The following is a 20,781-nucleotide window of genomic DNA, read 5'->3' as shown; positions in this document are numbered from 1 at the left end:
AAGGGTAATAAGAAAACTAAGTTCCTGATCCCAATTTACTTCTTTCCGTCGCAGCACTTATGTTGCGCATCTACTACCGCGATATTCACCATGTTTACAATAGACCTTACGGTGCTGCCCAACTGGAGGATATGCACCGGCTTCTTCATACCCAGCAAAACCGGCCCGATCGCATCAAAGCCTGCTACTTCCTGGAGAAGGTTATAAGCAATATTACCTGCTGCCAGATTCGGGAATATCAGGGTGTTCACTTCCTGTCCCAGTAACTCACTGAATGGATAGCTGTCCTTCAGGATCTCCTGGTTGAAGGCCATAGCCGCCTGGATCTCACCGTCTACGATCAGGGTAGGATCTTTCTGTTTTACGATCTCACGTGCCCTTGCCACCAGCTGTGCTTCCGGTGTACCGCTGGAACCGAAGCTGGAATAAGACAGCATCGCTATACGTGGTGTGATGTTGAACTGTCTTACTTCATTCGCTACCAGCAGGGTAATTTCTGCCAGTTCTTCTGCCGTAGGATTGAAGTTCACGGTTGTATCGCCCAGGAACAGCGGACCTCGTTTGGTGTTGATAATATACATACCCGCCACGCGCTTTGCGTTTGGCTCCATACCGATAACATGTAATGCAGGACGGATGGTATCGGGATAGTTACGGGTCAGACCAGAGATCAGCGCGTCTGCTTCTCCGGTTTCTACCAGCATACAACCGAAGTAGTTACGCTCACGCATTACCTTCTTCGCTTCGTACAGATTGAAACCTTTACGCTGACGCTTTTTGAAGAACAGTTCACCAAAATGATGACGCTTTTCACTCATTTCATCGCTCTTGGGATCGATGATCACCGTGTCTTCCAGTTCAATGCCATGTTCTGCTGCCAGGTTACGGATACGTTGTTCATTACCCAGCAGGATCGGATAGGCAATACCTTCGTCTCTCACCACCTGAGATGCCTTCAGGACTTTCAGGTTATCTGCTTCTGCGAATACCACTTTACGCGGGTCCTGACGCGCTTTGGTACCAATCACACGGAACAGCTGGTTATCCAGCCCCAGCCTTTTGTTCAGTACTTCTATATAAGCGTCCCAGTCAGTGATCGGCTGCTGTGCTACGCCGCTATCCATCGCAGCTTTGGCTACAGCTGGTGCTACATGGCTCAGCAGGCGTGGGTCCAGTGGTTTTGGAATGATATATTTAGGACTGAAATAGAGGTTCTTTTCGTTGTAAGCCAGGTTCACGATATCTGGTACGGACTCCTTGGCCAGTTCTGCCAGTGCGTGCACAGCCGCCAGTTTCATCTCTTCGTTGATAGTAGTGGCACGTACGTCCAGCGCTCCGCGGAAGATGTATGGGAAACCCAACACGTTGTTTACCTGGTTAGGATGGTCGGAACGACCTGTACACATGATCACATCAGGACGGGAAGCGACTGCCAGTTCATAGGCGATCTCCGGATCAGGATTTGCCATGGCAAACACGATCGGATTATCCGCCATACTCTTGATCATATCCGGCGTGACCACATTACCGACTGACAAACCGACAAACATGTCGGCACCTTTCAGTGCTTCTGATAGCTGGGTTACGGTTGATGTGGTAGCAAATTGTTGATGCAGGTCTGACAGGTTCGGGCGGGAGGTGTTGATCACACCATCCTTATCGAACATGATGATATTTTCTTTCTTTGCGCCCAGTGCTACATAAAGCTTTACGCAGGCCATAGCAGCTGCGCCGGCGCCATTTATAACGATCCTGACTTTGTCTATATCTTTTTTAACCAGTTCCAGGGCATTGAGCAATGCAGCACTGGAAATGATGGCTGTACCATGCTGGTCATCGTGCATGATAGGGATTTTGAGTTCCCTTTTCAGGCGCTCTTCTATCTCAAAACACTCAGGACTCTTGATATCTTCCAGGTTGATACCACCGAAAGTCGGTTCCATTGCTTTCACAACCTGTACAAATTCGTCAACGTTCTTCGTGTTCAACTCGATATCAAATACATCGATATCTGCAAATATCTTGAACAGTACGGCCTTACCTTCCATTACTGGTTTACCGGCTTCCGGGCCGATATCGCCCAGGCCCAGCACCGCAGTACCATTACTGATTACCGCTACCAGGTTTCCTTTGGCGGTATATTTGTACACATTCTCTACATCTTTTGCAATCTCCTTACATGGTTCTGCTACTCCGGGAGAGTAAGCCAGTGAAAGGTCCCACTGTGTCTTGGTGTTCTTTGTAGGTATTACTTCAATTTTTCCAGGCCGCCCCAATGCGTGGTAATCCAACGCATCCTGCTTGTTCTGTTTTCTTGCCATTTCAATAAAAGATTGTTCTTGGGCGTGCAATATACGAAGTATTGGAGGAACAGAACGTAGCACAAAAGAGTAGGTTCACAATATTTACTTATTTTTACCCGGTAAATCTCTCTGACAAACATGATACAACGCATTCAAAGTCTTTACCTTTTATTAGCGGCTGCGGCCGGTATCGGCACATGGTTCCTGAATATCTGGAAGGTCCAGGTTGGTAACGAGGCCATCCAATATTTTAATGCACAGTCGAGCTTTATAGTGTTCCTGGTACTGATGCTGGTTGTAGGATTAGCCCTGTTCACTATTTTCCTGTATAAGAACCGTAAACTACAGTTCAAACTGATCGTACTAAATGCGGTGCTCTCCCTTGCGGCACTGGCGCTGGAGTATTTCCAGGTGCAGGAAATGGCTAACAAGATACAGTCGGGTGGTAAAGTGATCACTACTTCCAACTATCTGCCAGGCGCATTCCTCCCGTTGTTGATCTTTATATTTCTGGTAATGGCAGCAAGAGGTGTGTATAAAGATCAGAAGCTGATCAAATCGCTGGACAGACTGAGATAGATTCAATGGGGAATCGGGAATTGAGCTGCAAATACCCGTGAGTACATATCAATACAGCCTGTCATTTCAAATTCGCTGGCATATGGTAACCTTACAGCAACTCACTACTAGTACAAAAGATATCAGGCCAACAATGGCTGATCATAAAATAAAAAGCTGCGGAGATCATTCCGCAGCTTTTTATTTTATGCCATTCTGGCTAACCAGAAAAAATTACAATTAATTAATAATCAAGGAATTATTTCATACCGAGCATCAATCCCCAATTCTACAAATACTTCCCTGTATAACTTCTCTCCACTGCCTTCAGGCCTTCCGGCAATCCTGCATACAGCAATTCTCCGCCACCGGCACCACCTTCAGGCCCCAGGTCAATCACCCAGTCAGCACTACGGATCACATCAATGTTATGTTCAATTACCAGCACACTGTGTCCCTGGTCGATCAGGGCGTTGAATGAAGCCAGCAGCTTTTTAATATCATGGAAGTGCAGACCGGTAGTGGGTTCATCGAAAATGAAGAGGATGTGCCCCTGTGCTTTCCCCTTACCCAGGAAAGAAGCCAGTTTTACACGCTGTGCTTCACCACCACTCAGGGTATCACTGCTCTGTCCGAGTTTCACATACCCCAGCCCCACATCACTCAGCGGACGGATCTTATTGGTCACATCTTTTTCATCCTTGAAGAAGTCCAGCGATTCTTCTACGCTCATCTCCAGTACATCATGGATATTTTTGCCTTTATAGGTTACTTCCAGCACTTCTTCCTTAAAGCGACGGCCACCGCAGGTTTCACATTGCAGGTGTACATCTGCCAGGAACTGCATTTCCACTACAACTTCGCCTTCTCCTTTACAAGCATCACAACGGCCCCCATCTACGTTAAATGAGAAATGTTTTGGCTGGAAGCCGCGCATCTTGCTCAGTTGCTGTTTAGCGTACAGATCACGGATTTCGTCGTATGCTTTAATATAGGTAACCGGGTTAGAACGGGATGATTTACCGATCGGGTTCTGGTCTACCATTTCAATCTGTGTGATATCATCCACAGCACCCTTTAACGCACGGTGCTGGCCCACACGCTCTGCGAACTCACCTTTCAGTTTCATGAGTGCAGGATACAGGATCTGTTTTACCAGCGTCGTTTTTCCGGAGCCACTGACACCGCTCACGACCGTAAGCACCTGTAACGGGAAATCAACATTGATGTTTTTCAGATTATGTTGACGACATCCTTCCAGGGTGATCGCTTTCTTCCATTTACGCAGCTTAGCAGGAGGTTCAATACTGAACTGCCCGCTAAGATATTTACCTGTCAGGCTTTTACTGTCTTTTAGTATCTGCTGATAGTTTCCTGCAAAGATCACTTCACCACCCAGGTGACTAGCCAAAGGTCCCATATCGATGATATAATCGGCTTCCTGCATCATCATCTCGTCGTGCTCAACAACCACAACCGTATTACCCAGATCGCGCAGTTCTTTCAATACGCCAATCAGGCGATGTGTATCACGTGCATGCAGACCAATACTCGGCTCGTCCAGTATGTACATGGAATTAGTCAGGTTACTACCCAGCGAACGAGTCAGTTGAATACGCTGGCTTTCTCCACCACTCAGCGTATTGGCTACACGATTCAGTGTAAGGTAGGTCAGACCAACGTCGAGTAATGTTTTCAGCCGGTGATCTATTTCCAGTAGTATCCGCTTTGCTACCTGCTGATCGTATTCATTCAGCTGTAACTCCTGGAACCATTGGTAGAGATTACCTACCGGCATATCTACCAGTTGCGCGATATTGACATCCGCTACTTTAATGTACAGCGCTTCTTTTCTCAGGCGGCCTCCTCCGCACTCAGGGCAGATAGTCCGTCCACGGTAGCGGGATTGCAGCACACGGTACTGCACTTTGTACAGGTTCTGCTCCACCATTTTGAAGAACTCATTCAGACCGTAGAAGTGCTCATTCCCTGTCCACAACAACTGATATTGCTCATCAGTAAGATCAACAATAGGCTTGTGGATCGGGAAGTTGAATTTGCGGGAAGCTTTTATCAGGGCTTCTTTGTATTCGCCCATCTTCTCGCCTCTCCAGGGAGCAATAGCGTTTTCAAATACACTCAGGCGTTTATCCGGTATAACGAGATCCGCATCAACACCCAGCACCTGACCAAAGCCTTCGCATACCGGACATGCACCATAAGGGTTGTTGAAAGAGAACAGGTTTGGTACGGGCTCTTCAAACTGCATACCGTCCAGTTCGAAACGATTGGAGAAATGTTTCATGTCTCCACCATCCACTTCCACGAGGCAATCGCCTTCACTCTCATAAAAGGCAGTCTGCACACTATCTGCGATACGATGCAGGTCATCTTCGTCAAATTCCTTTGCCACCAGGCGGTCTACCAGCAGGTAAGCCTCCTTGGGGAGAGAAGGTTTTTTCTCTTCCAGCAGTTCTTCAATACGCAGCAGGGAACCATTCCCTTTCTCCTTCACATAGAGGCGGGAAAAGCCCTTCTGCATCAGGATCTGTAATTCTTCCTTCACATCACGTTTTTCGTGGCGGCGGAAGGTTACGAGCAATTGTATTTTAGAACCGGAAGGGAGTTTTTTGATATAATCCACCACATCGCTCACTTCATGCTTTTTTACAAGCTGACCGGAGATGGGGGAATAGGTCTTGCCTACACGGGCAAATAACAGGCGGAGGTAATCATAAATTTCCGTCATAGAGCCCACTGTAGAGCGGGGTGTACGGGTGATCACTTTCTGCTCGATGGCAATGGCTGGACAGATGCCTTTGATATAATCGACGTCAGGTTTGTTCATGCGCATGAGGAACTGACGTGCATAGGCGCTGAGACTTTCCGCATAACGGCGCTGTCCTTCAGCATATAAAGTGTCCATGGTCAGTGAAGACTTGCCAGAACCGGATACCCCGGTTACTACTACCAGCTTGCTTCTGGGGATGCCTACGCTTACATTTTTGAGGTTGTGAACGCGTGCGCCCTTGATGAAAATCTGATCTTGCGTACTAACTGACTGATCATCAGTTATTGTTTCCGTTTTCTTCACTTTAGTAGCCATAATGGATGCAAAAATACCGAAAGTAAACTATTCCGGCGCATTTCCATTCTTCCTGAATATGTTATGCGTGGAACCTGCAACAGTAGGTCAATTCAGCTGGCCTGTGCCTATATTAAATTGCAGGAAAATTGCACAAATGAGGGATTGTTTTATTGAACTATTACATTACATTTGCAATAGATGAGACCTGAAAGTCTTTTTTCGGGATCAATTAATAACTTAAAATCTACCTATTATAGCATAAACTCTACACTTTTTTCCTACGACTGTCACAAGTCCTATTTTTATTATAAACCCGCTATTGTAGAAGTTTATGCAAATAATGTACAAACTAAGTGATGAGCAGCTAATTACCCTCTTCAAAAAGGGTCATGCTTCAGCATTGGAAGAATTAGTGCACAGACACAAAGATAAGCTCTATACCTCTATCGTATTACTTGTGAAAGACGCTTTCCTGGCTGAAGACATTTTCCAGGATACCTTTATAAAGATTATCGATACAATCAGAGCAGAGCGCTATACGGAAAAAGGTAAATTCCTTCCCTGGGCGATGCGTATTGCGCACAACCTATGTGTAGATCACTTCCGTAAGATCAAACGTACTCCTATCATCAAAACCAGCGACGACAAAGATATTTTCAACGTACTGAATTTCAGCGAGAGCAGTGCAGAAGAAAAAATGATCACAGCACAAAGCCACGATCGTGTAAGGCGTATGCTCGACCTGCTGCCGGAAGAACAACGTGAGGTCATTATTCTCCGCCACTACGCTGACTTAAGTTTCAAAGAAATTGCCGACCTCACCCAGGTGAGTATCAATACCGCATTAGGCCGTATGAGATATGGTCTGATAAATCTCCGGAAGATGATGACGGAGAAACAGATTTGTTTGTAATCCTTTTTTTGCTTGCCATCGACGGGCGGCCGGGGGACTCCGACCGCCCGTTTTTATTTTTTACGATATCAACCAACACAACTCCACTTTTGTCACAGCTGTCATGTATAACAGAGCCCACCTCTATTCTGCTACAGATGCGCCCTTTGGCCGTGACCGATAACACAATATTAGCAAGGATTTTAACGCGGTGCTGAACAAAGCACACGAGCCGTCGTTTCCGCGTCACGAAGGGTCAATATCGCAGCATAAGCCTTCATTCAACCCCTGTGGGTTCCCGAGCCGACGATGTAAATTGGTTCGGTTGACCTTTGTTTGAGGTGGCTTTGAGGTGGCTTTCTCTTACGTTTCTCTTACGTCTTAAAACGTAAGAGAAACGTAAGAGAAAGCCTACCTGATGAATACTAAAAGCATACCTAAAGCATCCTATACACTGGTATACTACATCTACCACCCATCTGCCAGTAACAAAAACCCCTTACCAGTCTCTCATCAACCAGTAAGGGGCTTATTACCAGACAGTAATGACTTAACTCAGATTTTCATAGATCATAGCGGCTCCCTGACCAACTCCCACACACATAGTAGTTAATCCATATTTAGCCTGGGGTCTGCGCCGGAACTCATGCAGGAGTGTCGCTGCTATCCTGGCCCCTGTACATCCCAAAGGATGCCCGATGGCAATAGACCCGCCATTCACATTGACCTTTGCGGGGTCTAATCCCAGGTCACGGGTACAAGCCAGCGCCTGTACTGCGAATGCTTCGTTTAACTCCACCAGGTCCAGCTGGCCAACAGAAAGCCCCGCGCGCAGTAATGCTTTCTGAGATGCAGGCACCGGCCCTATTCCCATGATCGAAGGATCTACACCTGCCACCGCCATGGATTTGATCTGCATCAGCGGTGTAAGATTATATTGTTTCAATGCCTTTTCAGATACAACCAGCACGACTGCAGCTCCATCATTGATCCCGGCCGAATTACCGGCAGTCACAGTCCCCTCTTTGATAAAGGCAGGTTTCAATCCGGCCAGCTTCTCCAGTGAAGTCTCCCTGGGTGGTTCATCATCCGTGATCACTACCTGCCCCTGTTTGTTAGGCGTGACAGGCACCGGAATGATTTCAGCCGACCACTTACCAGCAGCGTAGGCATCCTTGTATTTCAGCTGACTCTGATAGGCGAACATATCCTGGTCCTCTCTGCTGATCTTCCACTGGCGGGCTACATTTTCAGCCGTTTCGCCCATGGAATAGGGATGGTACATTTCCGCTAAGCGCTTATTGGTAAAACGCCAGCCGATCGTGGAGTCATACATTTCTGTACTCCGGCTGAAAGCGCCATCAGCCTTGGGCATTACCAGCGGGGCACGTGTCATACTCTCCACCCCTCCTGCCAGGAACACGTCTCCATCACCACACATCACTGCCCGGGCGGCATCCATAATGGCCTGCATGCCGGAGGCACAGAGGCGGTTGACCGTATTACCAGGTACAGTGACCGGCAGCCCTGCCAGTAATGCTGCCATCCTGGCTACATCACGGTTATCTTCGCCTGCCTGGTTGGTAGCACCAGCTATAACATCCTCAATACCAGCAGGATCGAGTGTTGGATTGCGTTGAATGATAGCTTTTATAAGGTGGGCCAACAGATCGTCCGGCCGTACTGAACTCAGAACCCCACCATACCGGCCTATTGGGGTGCGGACCGCGTCTACTATGTAAGCAGCTTGCATTACTTTGATGGATTGCTTTGGTTAATAAAGGTTGTAAATGTAGGGGAATCGGCAATAATACCAATGCATTGTTTATCAGCCTGTGCGTCTTCCAACAGGTAGCCGAAGTGCCCGTTGTACCTGCATTATACCTCCGATTGCGACCTTTTACTCCCGCCTGAAGGAAAGGTACAGGCGTACCAACGGGTACTAAAAAAGTATAATGGGATGAACCGGCTTTCAACAGAGGAATAACTAACTGATTACCAGCCTACAGTCCTCATTTATGGTGGTACATGTAAAATACTGTACCTTTGCAGCTTACTACCGACTGCCGTAAGGCAGACATTATCTCATTTAAAGGTCAGGAATGAAATCGGGCAAAACAAATATCCGGCACCTCAGCTTACCGGAATTACAGGAATACTTTGGGTCAATACAGGAAAAACCCTTCCGCGCCAAACAGGTGTATGAGTGGTTGTGGCTGAAACACGCTACGAGCTTCGACGCAATGACCAACATTTCCAAGGATTTACGCACAAAACTGGAAGAACACTTTACACTTCCCGCAATCTCAGCAGATCATACCCAGCATAGTGATGACGGCACTGTTAAGAGCCGCTTCCGCCTGCATGATGGTCACTTCGTAGAAGGCGTACTGATCCCTACAGATACCAGGCAAACTGCCTGTGTTTCTTCCCAGGTAGGTTGCAGCCTTAGCTGTAAATTCTGCGCTACGGGCTACATGGACCGTAAGCGTAACCTGGAATACGATGAAATCTATGATGAAGTGGCCCTGCTGAATCAGCAGGCTATGGATAAATACGGCAAGAAACTCAGCAATATCGTGTACATGGGTATGGGCGAACCGCTCCTGAACTATAAGAACGTGCTGAAATCTATTGAGCGTATCACTTCCCCGGATGGCCTGGGCATGTCTCCAAGACGTATCACCGTATCTACTGCCGGCGTGGCTAAAATGATCCGCCAGCTCGGAGACGATAAAGTGAAATTTAACCTGGCCCTTTCCCTGCACGCTGCAAATGATGAAAAACGCAGCCAGATCATGCCGATCAATGATACCAACAACCTCAAAGTACTCATTGAAGCGCTGAACTACTTCTACAAAGCTACACAGAACCAGATCTCATTCGAATACATCCTCTTTAAGGACTTCAATGACTCCCTGAAGGATGCCGATGAGCTGATCCGTATATACCGCCAGGTACCTGCAGACCTGGTCAACATTATTGAATACAACCCAATTTCCAACGCCCGCTTCATGAAACCGGACGAGGACGTTGCGGAGGCATTTATGGAATACCTCGCTAAAAACAAGGTAAATGCCCGCCTCCGTCGTAGCCGCGGTAAAGACATCGATGCGGCCTGCGGCCAGCTGGCGAATAAAGGTTGATCAGTATCCTGCAAACAATTTTCAAAAACAAACAGATGAGAAAAAACACACCTGCTAAGAAAGGATTTTCCCCTTTCAAGGAAAATAAAAACAGCAGTTCAAATAAAGGCGGTCAGCGTTCTGGCAACACTGACCGTAAACGGGGTGATGACGAAAAACCCGGACGTGGCGACTTTAAAAAGAATGACCGCCCACGCTCCTTCGGTGGTGATCGTAAAGAGAGAGATAGTGATAACGCAGGCCGCGGCAAATTCGAAAAAACCGAACGCCCTTTCCGCGGTGATCGCAAAGAGAAAGATGGTGACAATGCAGGTCGCGGCAAATTTGAAAAAAGTGAACGTCCTTTTCGTAGCGCTCGCAAAGAAGGTGATGGTGACAATGCAGGTCGTGGCAAATTTGAAAAAAGTGAACGTCCTTTCCGTAGCGCACGCAAAGAAGGTGATGGTGACAACGCAGGTCGTGGCAAATTTGAAAAAAGTGAACGTCCTTTCCGTAGCGCACGCAAAGAGCATGGTGAGGAAAGCGCAGCTAAAAGTGGTCCGCGTAAAAAAGATGCAGACGAAACGCCATCATTTAAACATACCAACAGAGACGAAAACGGCCGCAGACGCCGCATAGAACCTGTACGTAAGACCGCCAGCGGCAGAACTCCTTTCAAGCCGAAAGCAAAAGGTGAACAGGCTGATGACAGTGCTTTCCACGGTGGCACGGAGAAGAAAAGCTTCAGACGTGGTAGCAGAGACGAACGCCCTACGCCGAGTGGTTTTAACCGTAAGAAATTCTTCGATACTGCCAATGAGCGCTTCGCTGATAAGCAGGATCGTAAATTTGCTACGAGAAAAGCACGTCATGAAGATGACAAATTCTCTAAAAGATCGTCTAAAAAAGAAGAAGGTGGCAACGCTCCCGGCGAAATGCCCCTGAACAAATATATTGCTCACTCCGGCCTCTGCTCCCGCAGAAAAGCCGTTGACTTCGTAAAGGAAGGTAAGGTGACTGTAAATGGTCAGCCTGTGACAGAACCAGCTTTCAAAGTGACTGCGAAAGATGAAGTAGCTATCAGCAACAGACGTATCACTATCCAGAAAAATCTGGTATACATCCTGCTGAACAAACCAAAAGGATACATCACCACTACGGATGATCCCGAAGGCCGTAAAACAGTAATGGAACTGATCCAGGACGCTACCACAGAAGAACAGCGCGTATACCCTGTGGGTCGTCTAGATCGTAATACCTCTGGTCTGCTGTTGTTAACCAATGATGGCGAACTGGCACAGAAACTGGCGCATCCGAAGCATAATATCAAAAAGATCTATCACGTAGGACTGAACAAGCCGCTGACCAAGGCCGACTTCGACAAGATCCTGCAGGGTGTTACACTGGAAGATGGTATTGCCAATGTAGATGCGCTCGGTTATGTGGAAGCGGGTGACAAAGCGCAGGTAGGCATCGAAATTCACAGTGGAAAGAACCGTATCGTACGCCGTATTTTCGAACACCTGGAATATGAGGTAGAGAAACTGGACCGTGTTACCTACGCTGGCCTTACCAAGAAAAATATCAATCGCGGTAAATGGCGTTTCCTGACAGAAAAAGAGATCATTCTTCTGAAGCATTTTAAGTAAACTATGCGTATCAACGACATCATCATAAAAGAAACAGCAGACTACGTCATTCTGAACAAGCCTGCTGGCTTACTGACTATCCCTGACAGGCATGACAATCACCTGGATTCCATTCAGGGATTACTAAAAAAACATTACGGTGAGATCTTCACCGTACACCGTCTGGACAAGGATACCAGTGGGATTATCCTGTTTGCTAAGAATGAGATAGCCCATAAATATTATTCCCAGCTGTTTGAAGGCCGTAACGTGAAGAAATTCTATAAGGGACTTGTGAACGGACAGCTGCACCCGGCTTCTGGCAGTGTAGACGAACCGATCATGGAACATCCTACTATCAAGGGAAGGATGGTGACCAACAGGAAGGGTAAAGCGGCACTCACTGATTATGTGGTAGAAGAGTCTTTTGGACTCTACAGCCTGGTAAAATTACAGATCCATACCGGCCGTACACACCAGATCCGTCTGCATATGAAACATCTGGGCCATCCGATAGCCGTAGACGAGCAATACGGCACTGCTGCGCCGGTTTTATTGTCTTCTATTAAGAAAGATTACAAACTGAGTAAAAGAGTGGATGAAGAGCGTCCTTTACTGAGCCGTCTGGCGCTGCATGCGTGGCAGCTGCATTTCACAGACCAGCAGGGAGAGGAAGTGATCGTAGAAGCGCCACTACCTAAAGATATTCAGGCCGTTGTAACACAATTGCGCAAGAATAGCGGTAGAAGTACTGCGCTGATACTCTAACAGACTAACATATTCAGGAAGGCGGTTTCTCAGGAGGCCGCCTTTTTTTATGGCCTGAGGCTGGTTGGGGAGGGTATAAAAAGAAAAAACGGGGAGAAATCCCCGTTTCGTAAAAATCAAAAACCAACCATTAAAAAGTCTTATGAATAAAAACCTGACACATAAACTGTGCAGGTCTTAAACGAACAAGTTTATTAGTTTGCTTACTGTTAACAATTCTCCGCCTTATTTGTTCGGCTGAGGTGTTGTTCTGAGGTAAGGCTTGATAATCTTATGACCTTTCGGGAAGCGAGCCGGAATATCTTCGGTTTTCACCGCAGCAGTCACGATCACATCTTCACCATCAACCCAGTTAGCCGGAGTCGCAACGCTGTAGTTAGCAGTCAGCTGGAGCGAATCGATCACACGCAGTACTTCATGGAAATTCCTGCCTGTAGAAGCCGGATAAGTGATTGTAAGTTTCACTTTTTTATCTGGTCCGATCACAAACAGAGACCTTACGGTGAAAGTTTCTGATGCATTCGGGTGTATCATATCATAAAGATCGGAAACTTTCCTGTCTTCGTCAGCAATAATCGGAAACTCAACGTTAGTATGCTGAGTTTCATTGATATCATTGATCCAGCCAAGGTGTTTCTCTAATGGGTCCACGCTCAGTGCAAGGACCTTTACGTTACGTTTTGCAAATTCGTCTTTCAGCTGAGCTGTCTTACCTAATTCGGTAGTACATACCGGCGTATAATCTGCCGGATGCGAAAACAGTACCCCCCAGCTATCTCCCAAAAACTCATAGAAATCAATATCACCCTGGGATGTCTTCGCCTGAAAATTCGGAGCTATATCGCCTAGTCTTAAACTCATACGTTTGGGTTTTAAAGTATTCAAAAATATGAATTTCCTACAATTATTATAGACTTTACGCGGATTTTTCAAAAAAAAATTCCCTGCCTGAAGAACAGGCAGGGCGGAGTTAATACAAACAACTGGACATAAAAGGTATCAGGGATGACGCTTCATAAAAAGCGCAACACAACACCGTAGGGGTTACCGGGTCGCTTTTTCGGGGTTATCAGGGTTTCTCAGGGTACTTTTAGGGGTTTCACGGGAATAGTATGGGGTACTAGTTTATAAAGTCCGTTCTTTCCACGCATAATATGCCAGGGTAAACTTAAGATCGTCTGTAAGGTCAGCCTTCCTGCGTGCCGCATCTTCATCAAATTCAAGCTCTATATAGCCCAGATACAGTTCATAGCTATTATGGAGCATTTCCATAAAATGGTCAGTCTTTCTGACAAAATGCGGCACGCTGGCGGATGCTAATGGGGTTACCTGTTCAATGAAATAGCATTCTCCTGCGGTATATTCAACCCAGTTACCACCTTGAAGATGGCCCGGGCGGGTTAACCTGAAATACATGTTATCAAACAGCACTGCTTTTCCCAGTTCCATCTCCAGGTCGATCATATCCGGGATCTGCTCCATATTCTCCAGTTTCTGCACGATAGACATCTGTACGGCATCGCTTCTGTCCTGCACATAACGGAGCATCGTGTTCAACACTTCGTAAGTCGTGATAAAGTCGCAACGCTGCCACATCTCATCCTTTTGGATGTGTCCCCAGAAGGTTAAATAATTGGTATCATCCAGGATGATCTGGCCAACTGAAATTGCCTGTGAGGCGGTTACTGTAGCGGTATTTGTCTGTTTCATAACCGTTTGTTGTTGATAACAATACAAAGATACCCGGTCAAAACGCAGACAATCTGCGTAGCGAATTTTAACTACTTTTATCCTCTAAATATTTCACTGCATGCCTAAAAACAAGGATGCTGTTTCGCGTTACCGCTGGATAGACGAACGGTTACGCAACAAGCGTTTGAGAAAACCCACCCTGGAAGACCTCATTGAGTTTGTATCTGCGAAAATGGATGCTACCATTTCCGTACGTACTATTCAGAAAGACATCCAGGACATGCGCCATGACCCCGAACTAAACTATAAGGCGCCTATCCTGTACGATCGCAGTACAGGCACTTACCGATACGATGACGAAACATATTCTATCAATAGTCTGCCAATAGATGAAGCAGATCTTCAGGGGCTGGAGATCGCTATTGGTATCCTGGAACAATTCCGCAGCCTGCCGGTTATCGTGCAGTTTGAGGACGCTATTCTCAAAATAGCGGCCAGCCTGAAAAAGAACAGGGAAGTACTGGAACACAAGGGCCTGATCAAATTTGCGCGCGCCACGCAATACAAAGGCGCTGCACATATACCCTTCATTGTAGATGCGATCAAAGGCAGGGAAGTGATCCGTATTGCCTACCAGAGCTTTGACAGGAACGAGCCGAAAGAACACTGGGTGGAACCTTACCACCTGCGTGAGTATCAATACCGCTTTTACCTGATTGGCAAAAGCCAGAAGGCCAAGGGTGGTACACTGCTCACATTTGCACTGGACAGGATCGTGGACATATGGCCTACCAGCAAAACGTTCAGCGAAAAGAACTTTGACGATGCCAGCTACTACAAACATGCGATCGGGGTAACTGTGCCACAGGGTGAACCTGAAAAAGTGCTGCTGTCGTTTACGCCATTACAGGGTAAATACATCAAGTCGCAACCCATACACCCTTCACAGCAGGTAGAAAAAGATACCGACAGGGAATGTCGCATATCACTACACGTCGTGATCAATCACGAACTACAGATGCTGCTGCTGAGCTACGGCGCGAATGTAAAAGTGCTGCAACCAGCAGTATTGGCAGAAAAAATAGCCGCAGAAGCGAAAGCTATGCTGCAGAATTATTCATCATAAAATCATTCCTGCATGTCCAATTCATTCCAGATATCCGGTAACCTGATAGATATACTGCAACAGAAGATCTACCCTGCTACTATCACCGTAGAAAACGGCAAGATCGCCCGGATCACCGAAGATGCGATGACCCATGAGCAATACCTGTTACCAGGTTTTGTAGACGCACACGTACATGTGGAAAGCTCCATGCTGACGCCATCACAGTTCGCCAGACTGGCCGTTGTACATGGCACTGTGGCAACAGTTTCTGATCCGCATGAAATAGCGAATGTACTGGGTGTACAGGGGGTGGAATACATGCTGGAAAATGGCAAAAGCGTTCCCTTTAAATTCTGCTTCGGTGCACCATCCTGTGTACCTGCGACGATCTTCGAAACAGCGGGTGCAGAAGTAACGGTCGCAGATGTGGAAGCGTTACTGGAAAAACCGGAGGTCCTGTATCTCACGGAGATGATGAACTTTCCCGGCGTGCTGCATGAGCAACCAGATGTGATGGCTAAGATCGCCGCTGCAAAACGCATTGGAAAACCTGTGGACGGACACGCCCCCGGACTACGTGGAGAAGATGCAAAAAAATATATTGACGCAGGTATCAGTACCGATCATGAATGTTTCACGGCTGAAGAGGCGCTCGATAAACTACAGCATGGCATGCATATCCTCATCAGGGAAGGTAGTGCTGCGCGTAACTTCGATGCATTGATACACCTGCTACACGATCATCCTGAAAAGATCATGTTCTGCAGTGATGATAAACATCCCGACAACCTTGTGGAAGGTCACATCGATGCATTAGTGAGAAGAGCATTGGCGCTGAAGATAGATCTGTTCAAAGTACTGAGAGCTGCCTGTATTAATCCTGTGCTGCATTACAAAATACCAGCCGGGCTATTGCGCGTTGGCGATCCTGCTGATTTCATTGTTGCCGACCATCCGGATACATTCAATATCAAGGCGACTTACATTAACGGACAACTGGTAGCGCAAAACGGCGAAACGCTGATCCCATCCATCATCGCACCGGTTATCAACAACTTTGAATGTACGCCCAAATCTACCAGCGACTTTCATATTACGGCCAGTGGCATCACATCAAAGGTAAAAGTGATTGAAGCACTGGACGGACAACTCATCACGAACAGCATTATCGAAACTCTACCGGTAACTGACAATCAACTTTTTTCATCCACAGAGAAAGACATTCTGAAACTCGCTGTGGTCAATCGCTATCACGAAGCGCCAGTGGCACTGGGTTTCATCCGGAACTTCGGTTTCAAACAGGGCGCCATTGCATCATCCGTTGCGCACGATAGTCACAACATTATCGCTGTTGGTGTAGATGATGATAGTATTGCACAAGCAGTCAATGCAGTCATCGCACATAAAGGAGGCGTAAGTGTAGCAGTCAATGGAACGACAAGCATACTACCGTTGCCGGTAGCAGGATTAATGAGCAACCTGGATGGTTATGAAGTAGCCGCACAATACAGTCAGCTGGACAAAGCGGCGAAGGCGCTGGGAAGTAAATTAGATGCGCCTTTTATGACATTATCATTCATGGCACTGCTGGTGATCCCTCATCTGAAACTAAGCGATAAGGGATTATTTGACGGAGATAGTTTCAGCTTCACAGCAGCAGTGATATAACCTGTTTTATTAGCGGAGGCATATGAACAGTATTGTTCATATGCCTCCGGTATTTTTATTCTACAGACCACAAAGCTCCACCCACACTATCTTTCTCAGCGCCAGTTACGGCTGATAAAGCATTCGGTTCCTGTCTCCAGCGCAACGCACCCAGTAACGCAATCATCAACGCATTTCTGAAAGGCTCTTCCTGCACCGTTACAGTCACATTCAATGGCTGTAATATGGTACGTATCGTTTCTACAAGGTAAGTATTCCGGGCACCACCACCGGTCAGCAACAGGTTATATGCAGCACCTTCTGCAGAAGGTGTGAGCTGCTGAACGGCAGCTGCCACCTGCGCAGCAATATGATGGGTATAGGTATTCAGCTTTCCCTGGGTAGATAACTGCTGTTGTTGTATCATGGGCAAAATGGTACCCGTACCAAATTTTGAGGTCAGCGTTCTTGGATACTGTTCACTGTAAAACGCCAGTCCGTTTAATGCATCCAGCAGCCCCTGATCGGTTACACCACCGGCAGCCAGTTTACCTTCTTCATCAAAAGGACGTCCCAGCAATCCTGCCAGGGTATCCAGCACATAGTTACAAGGGCATACATCAAATGCGATAAGCTGACCATCCGGCTGCGCCGCAATACTAGCATTTTCAGCCAGGTTCACCCGGTAGTGGTAATCCGGGAACAGTAACTGTTCGGCAACCGGTAATACGGGCGCTCCTTTTCCTCCCAGCGCCACGTCAACGGAACGAAGGTCACTGATGACAGAAATGCCGGTAACAGCGGCAATAGCTGCGCCGTCTCCCAGCTGGGCAGTCATCTTTTGTGCCGGAACATGGAAAACGGTATGTCCATGAGAAGTGATAAAATGTACTTTATGGTCCAGCTGATGCTGTGCGATGAACTGATTAACTGCATGTCCGATAAAATGCCCGTATTCACTGTGCAACAGGAAGTAGTCTCTGGCTGGTAATGCAGCAGCTCCCCCCAGTTTTTCCTCCCATTCGGAGGTATAAGCCAGGCGTTCAGCGGCCTTTAACTCATATGTCCATTTGCCACGTACTTCGGTCAATGCCACGAAAACTATATCCAGCCCTGCGAGCGAAGTGCCTGACGTTAAGCCTATTACATTATAAACCATGCGGTAAAATTTGTGCAAAAGTAAATAATGTGCCGCTTTCAGCATTTTTTTTCGCCCTTTTATGGAATTGTTGTTCCCGCCGCATCATGAATGCAGACTAAAAAATTATCCCATGCGAAAACATCTCAACCGCCTCTTACTGAGCCTGATTGCGTTCAGTCTGTTGGGAATACCTATTAAAGGGCTGGCTCAGTCAGCAGCTGCGGGGAAAACTCCGGTAAAATTATCTGTTTCTGTGGTTGACGATCGGGATAATGTCCCGCTACCAGGTGTTACGATCTTACTCAAAACCAAACAGGCGAAAACATCCAGTGGCACACTGACCGATCAGCTGGGACAGGCCGAGGTGGTACTGGATAGTTCCATCGTAGAGCTGGAAGTAGCATATATTGGTTATCAGAAGCAGCGCATCAAAACTAATAAATACAAGACCAGTACACCATTACGTGTCAGGCTGAAAGCGGATAATACCGCATTACAGGAAGTTGTCGTTACCGGTCTTGGCATACAAAGAAAAGCAGCCATGGCCCCTGCCGCCGTCGCAAATGTTAACTACAGGTCATATAACGTGGCTAACTATATTCCCCAATCCGAACCCAATACGGAAGACTATAGCGCAGTTAACGAAAATAGCTTCCACACCGTGTCTAGTAATCCATTAAGCACCTTCTCCATTGATGTTGACAGGGCTTCCTACGCGAATATCCGCCGCTTCCTGAATGAGGGCAATATGCCTCCTGTGGATGCGGTGCGCGTGGAAGAAATGATCAACTATTTTGACTACCAATACACTAACCCGACAGATGATGCGCCGGTAGCCATATATACAGATATGGCTGCCTGCCCCTGGAACACCACCCATCAACTGGTACGTATCGCGTTAAAAGGCAAAGATGTGGCGAAGGAGAACCTCCCTCCTTCCAATCTTGTATTCCTGATCGATGTATCCGGTTCCATGGGCGAATCCCGGAAGTTACCGTTGGTAAAACAGGCCTTCAAGGCACTCGTAAACCAGCTGAGGCCTGTAGACAAAGTCGCGATCGTGGTATATGCGGGAGCTGCCGGACTGGTGCTACCGTCCACACCGGGCTCTCAGAAAACAGCTATCCTGGATGCGCTCGACAGACTGGAAGCAGGCGGGTCCACTGCTGGCGGCGCTGGCATCAAACTGGCCTATGAGACTGCGGCGGAGCACCTGGTCAAAAAGGGGAACAACCGTGTGATCATAGCTACTGACGGAGACTTCAATGTAGGGCAATCCAGCGACGGCGAACTGCAACGCCTCATTGAAAATGAACGTGAAAAGGGCATTTTCCTGTCTGTGCTTGGCTTTGGTATGGGAAATTACAAGGATAACAAACTGGAGATACTGGCGGACAAAGGCAACGGTAACTATGCTTACATAGACAATTATGAAGAAGCCCGCCGTATGTTCGTTACCGAATTTGGCGGCACCCTGTTCACGATTGCAAAAGATGTTAAGCTACAGATAGAGTTCAATCCGAAATATGTGCAGTCGTACAGGCTGGTAGGTTATGAAAACAGATTACTGAACGACGAAGATTTTAATAATGATAAAAAAGATGCCGGAGATATGGGCGCCGGACACACAGTAACAGCACTGTATGAGATCGTACCGGTAGGGGCAGCCGTTGCACAACCAGGTACCGACCCGCTGAAATATCAGCAAAACAAGGCTGTGGCTGGCAACAGCAACGAAGTACTGACAGTGAAGATGCGGTACAAAGCACCAGAGGGCCAGCAAAGTAAACTTGTAACGAAAGTGTTAGACTGGAAACAACAGGATATCAGCCAGGCGCCGGAGGATTTCCGTATGGCCGCCGCAGTTGCTGACTTCGGACTACTGCTGCGCAACTCCGAACACAAAGGAAATGCTACCTATGAACAAGTCCTCAAACTCGCTGGAAATGCGCGCGGGAAGGACGAAGAGGGCTATAGGGCAGAGTTTATACAATTGGTTAAAAAAGCACAATTAATCAGTAACAATCATGGTACAAATTAGTTCGTTTTAGTCGGCCTTTCTTCATTGTTTTTCCCGGGCAGGTCAGGGTTTAAGTACCCTGGCCAGTCTTTTCGTTACTTTATTGTTATTTAGATTTCCAGGGTGTAAAAATTTTGGTATTTTGCATACATGATAGTGAATCTAAGTAGCACCAATTCGTTAGTAGGAGACTGGTTAAGTGAGATCAGAAGCGTAGAAGTACAGACTGACCGTATGCGTTTCAGACGCAACATGGAAAGAGTGGGCGAAATTGCCGCATACGAGATCAGTAAGACATTGGAATACGAAGAGAAAGAGATCCAGACCCCACTTGGCATCGCAAACTGCCGGGTGTTGAAGCAACAACCTGTACTGGCCACGATCCTGAGAGCAGGACTAGCATTACACCAGGGCCTACTTCACTACTTTGATAAAGCTGATCATGCCTTTATTTCTGCTTACCGTAAGCATAAAGATGACGGTACCTTCGATATCAACCTCGAGTATGTATCCAGTCCGTCTATTGATGGCCAGGTGGTTATCCTTTCTGACCCGATGCTGGCAACAGGTGCTTCCCTGGTGAAAACCATAGAATATCTGCAAAGCCTGGGTAAACCAAAGCATATACACCTGGTAGTTGCCATCGCCTGTACCGTTGGAATTGAATATGTACAAAGAAACACAGACAGCAATCTGAGCATCTGGGCTGGTGATATTGATGACGAACTGACCGCTAAAGGATACATTGTTCCTGGCCTTGGAGATGCCGGAGACCTCGCATTTGGAAACAAGCTACAGCAGTAATAGCCGA

Annotated in this window: 15 protein-coding genes; 9 read left to right on the top strand and 6 right to left on the bottom strand. The window is 47.1% G+C overall.

Annotated features, from left to right (window positions below):
- Positions 1–35 precede the first annotated feature (35 nt).
- Positions 36–2,321 (bottom strand): NADP-dependent malic enzyme, encoded by a 2,286-nt coding sequence (locus GWR21_RS32005; RefSeq protein WP_162333760.1) that lies wholly within the window; start codon positions 2,319–2,321, stop codon positions 36–38.
- Between the two features lie 120 nt (positions 2,322–2,441).
- On the opposite strand from GWR21_RS32005, the gene GWR21_RS21620 reads away from it, so the two are divergent.
- Positions 2,442–2,882 (top strand): DUF4293 family protein, encoded by a 441-nt coding sequence (locus GWR21_RS21620; RefSeq protein WP_162333759.1) that lies wholly within the window; start codon positions 2,442–2,444, stop codon positions 2,880–2,882.
- A 268-nt stretch (positions 2,883–3,150) separates the two neighbouring features.
- Here the strand turns inward: GWR21_RS21620 and uvrA are convergent, their stop codons facing one another.
- Complete coding sequence (gene uvrA, locus GWR21_RS21615; RefSeq protein ID WP_162333758.1) at positions 3,151–5,967, bottom strand: excinuclease ABC subunit UvrA; 2,817 nt, start codon at positions 5,965–5,967, stop codon at positions 3,151–3,153.
- A 313-nt stretch (positions 5,968–6,280) separates the two neighbouring features.
- Between uvrA and GWR21_RS21610 the strand changes: the two genes are divergently transcribed.
- The gene (locus GWR21_RS21610) at positions 6,281–6,862 is read left to right on the top strand and encodes a sigma-70 family RNA polymerase sigma factor (protein ID WP_044217966.1); all 582 of its coding nucleotides are present in this window, start codon (positions 6,281–6,283) and stop codon (positions 6,860–6,862) included.
- A gap of 529 nt (positions 6,863–7,391) precedes the next feature.
- Here the strand turns inward: GWR21_RS21610 and GWR21_RS21605 are convergent.
- Positions 7,392–8,594, bottom strand: coding sequence for a thiolase family protein (locus GWR21_RS21605; RefSeq protein WP_162333757.1), 1,203 nt, complete (start codon positions 8,592–8,594; stop codon positions 7,392–7,394).
- A 349-nt stretch (positions 8,595–8,943) separates the two neighbouring features.
- On the opposite strand from GWR21_RS21605, the gene rlmN reads away from it, so the two are divergent.
- From rlmN to GWR21_RS21590, 3 genes are read left to right on the top strand one after another with little or no spacing between them, the layout of a single operon-like run.
- Positions 8,944–9,987, top strand: a complete 1,044-nt coding sequence (gene rlmN / locus GWR21_RS21600; RefSeq protein WP_162333756.1) for a 23S rRNA (adenine(2503)-C(2))-methyltransferase RlmN — start codon at positions 8,944–8,946, stop codon at positions 9,985–9,987.
- A 35-nt stretch (positions 9,988–10,022) separates the two neighbouring features.
- The gene (locus GWR21_RS31595; protein ID WP_238429937.1) at positions 10,023–11,615 is read left to right on the top strand and encodes a pseudouridine synthase; all 1,593 of its coding nucleotides are present in this window, start codon (positions 10,023–10,025) and stop codon (positions 11,613–11,615) included.
- A gap of 3 nt (positions 11,616–11,618) precedes the next feature.
- A complete protein-coding gene (locus GWR21_RS21590; protein WP_162333755.1) occupies positions 11,619–12,362 on the top strand; it encodes an RluA family pseudouridine synthase in 744 nt (247 codons plus the stop codon).
- Positions 12,363–12,587: 225 nt separating this feature from the next.
- On the opposite strand, the gene GWR21_RS21585 is transcribed toward GWR21_RS21590, so the two are convergent.
- Positions 12,588–13,223 carry a peroxiredoxin gene (locus GWR21_RS21585; protein ID WP_162333754.1) on the bottom strand — a complete coding sequence of 212 codons (636 nt, stop codon included), beginning with the start codon at positions 13,221–13,223 and terminating at the stop codon, positions 12,588–12,590.
- Positions 13,224–13,487: 264 nt separating this feature from the next.
- A complete protein-coding gene (locus GWR21_RS21580; protein ID WP_162333753.1) occupies positions 13,488–14,072 on the bottom strand; it encodes a hypothetical protein in 585 nt (194 codons plus the stop codon).
- 100 nt (positions 14,073–14,172) lie between these two features.
- Here GWR21_RS21580 and GWR21_RS21575 point away from each other — a divergent pair, with 100 nt between their 5' ends.
- Both GWR21_RS21575 and ade read left to right on the top strand, forming a co-directional pair.
- Positions 14,173–15,180 carry a helix-turn-helix transcriptional regulator gene (locus GWR21_RS21575; protein WP_162333752.1) on the top strand — a complete coding sequence of 336 codons (1,008 nt, stop codon included), beginning with the start codon at positions 14,173–14,175 and terminating at the stop codon, positions 15,178–15,180.
- 12 nt (positions 15,181–15,192) lie between these two features.
- Positions 15,193–16,830 carry an adenine deaminase gene (gene ade / locus GWR21_RS21570; protein WP_162333751.1) on the top strand — a complete coding sequence of 546 codons (1,638 nt, stop codon included), beginning with the start codon at positions 15,193–15,195 and terminating at the stop codon, positions 16,828–16,830.
- Between the two features lie 55 nt (positions 16,831–16,885).
- On the opposite strand, the gene GWR21_RS21565 is transcribed toward ade, so the two are convergent.
- A complete protein-coding gene (locus GWR21_RS21565; RefSeq protein WP_162333750.1) occupies positions 16,886–17,968 on the bottom strand; it encodes an anhydro-N-acetylmuramic acid kinase in 1,083 nt (360 codons plus the stop codon).
- Positions 17,969–18,080: 112 nt separating this feature from the next.
- Between GWR21_RS21565 and GWR21_RS21560 the strand changes: the two genes are divergently transcribed.
- On the top strand, positions 18,081–19,991 hold the full coding sequence (locus tag GWR21_RS21560; protein WP_162333749.1) for a YfbK domain-containing protein: 1,911 nt from the start codon (positions 18,081–18,083) through the stop codon (positions 19,989–19,991).
- 129 nt (positions 19,992–20,120) lie between these two features.
- Positions 20,121–20,774, top strand: a complete 654-nt coding sequence (gene upp, locus GWR21_RS21555) for a uracil phosphoribosyltransferase (RefSeq protein WP_162333748.1) — start codon at positions 20,121–20,123, stop codon at positions 20,772–20,774.
- Positions 20,775–20,781: the final 7 nt, after the last annotated feature.

The organism is Chitinophaga agri, assembly GCF_010093065.1.
Classification (GTDB): domain Bacteria; phylum Bacteroidota; class Bacteroidia; order Chitinophagales; family Chitinophagaceae; genus Chitinophaga; species Chitinophaga agri.
The sequence above is the reverse complement of the archived record's forward strand: the minus strand, read 5'-3'. Positions and strand labels throughout refer to the sequence as shown.

Excerpts from the sequence above, each read along its gene's own strand:
- GWR21_RS21590 (WP_162333755.1), top strand. The coding sequence starts at position 11,619 with ATGCGTATCAACGACATCATCATAAAAGAAACAGCAGACTACGTCATT.
- uvrA (WP_162333758.1), bottom strand. The coding sequence starts at position 5,967 with ATGGCTACTAAAGTGAAGAAAACGGAAACAATAACTGATGATCAGTCA.
- GWR21_RS21565 (WP_162333750.1), bottom strand. The coding sequence starts at position 17,968 with ATGGTTTATAATGTAATAGGCTTAACGTCAGGCACTTCGCTCGCAGGG.
- GWR21_RS21610 (WP_044217966.1), top strand. The coding sequence starts at position 6,281 with ATGCAAATAATGTACAAACTAAGTGATGAGCAGCTAATTACCCTCTTC.
- GWR21_RS32005 (WP_162333760.1), bottom strand. The coding sequence starts at position 2,321 with ATGGCAAGAAAACAGAACAAGCAGGATGCGTTGGATTACCACGCATTG.
- GWR21_RS21605 (WP_162333757.1), bottom strand. The coding sequence starts at position 8,594 with ATGCAAGCTGCTTACATAGTAGACGCGGTCCGCACCCCAATAGGCCGG.
- ade (WP_162333751.1), top strand. The coding sequence starts at position 15,193 with ATGTCCAATTCATTCCAGATATCCGGTAACCTGATAGATATACTGCAA.
- GWR21_RS21575 (WP_162333752.1), top strand. The coding sequence starts at position 14,173 with ATGCCTAAAAACAAGGATGCTGTTTCGCGTTACCGCTGGATAGACGAA.
- GWR21_RS21585 (WP_162333754.1), bottom strand. The coding sequence starts at position 13,223 with ATGAGTTTAAGACTAGGCGATATAGCTCCGAATTTTCAGGCGAAGACA.
- GWR21_RS21580 (WP_162333753.1), bottom strand. The coding sequence starts at position 14,072 with ATGAAACAGACAAATACCGCTACAGTAACCGCCTCACAGGCAATTTCA.
- upp (WP_162333748.1), top strand. The coding sequence starts at position 20,121 with ATGATAGTGAATCTAAGTAGCACCAATTCGTTAGTAGGAGACTGGTTA.
- rlmN (WP_162333756.1), top strand. The coding sequence starts at position 8,944 with ATGAAATCGGGCAAAACAAATATCCGGCACCTCAGCTTACCGGAATTA.
- GWR21_RS21560 (WP_162333749.1), top strand. The coding sequence starts at position 18,081 with ATGCGAAAACATCTCAACCGCCTCTTACTGAGCCTGATTGCGTTCAGT.
- GWR21_RS21620 (WP_162333759.1), top strand. The coding sequence starts at position 2,442 with ATGATACAACGCATTCAAAGTCTTTACCTTTTATTAGCGGCTGCGGCC.
- GWR21_RS31595 (WP_238429937.1), top strand. The coding sequence starts at position 10,023 with ATGAGAAAAAACACACCTGCTAAGAAAGGATTTTCCCCTTTCAAGGAA.